The 261-nt window shown below is 76.2% G+C and carries 1 pseudogene; it reads right to left on the bottom strand.

Annotated features, from left to right (window positions below):
• Window positions 1-261, bottom strand: a pseudogene (locus Q664_RS59800) (hypothetical protein); the annotation flags it as partial.

The raw sequence follows: 261 nt of genomic DNA, 5'->3' as shown, positions 1-261 counted from the left end.
ACGCGGACTCGAGCCCCGCGCGGGCCAGGGCCAGCTCGGACTCCAGCTCGGAGCCCCGCTGCCGCTCGGCCTTGAGCTCGGTCCGCACCTGCGCCAGGGACTCCTCCACCAGGGTCCGCTGATGCTGCTCCACCTCGAGCCCGGCCTGCACCTGCGCCAGCTCGGACACGAGCCCCGTACTCCCCTGCCGCTCGGCCTCGAGCCCGGCCTGGACCTCGGCCAGGGAGGCCTCCACGCGGGCCCGCTGCCGCCGCTCCTCCT

Source organism: Archangium violaceum Cb vi76, assembly GCF_000733295.1.
GTDB lineage: Bacteria > Myxococcota > Myxococcia > Myxococcales > Myxococcaceae > Archangium > Archangium violaceum.
This window is presented reverse-complemented; position numbering and strand designations above follow the sequence as displayed.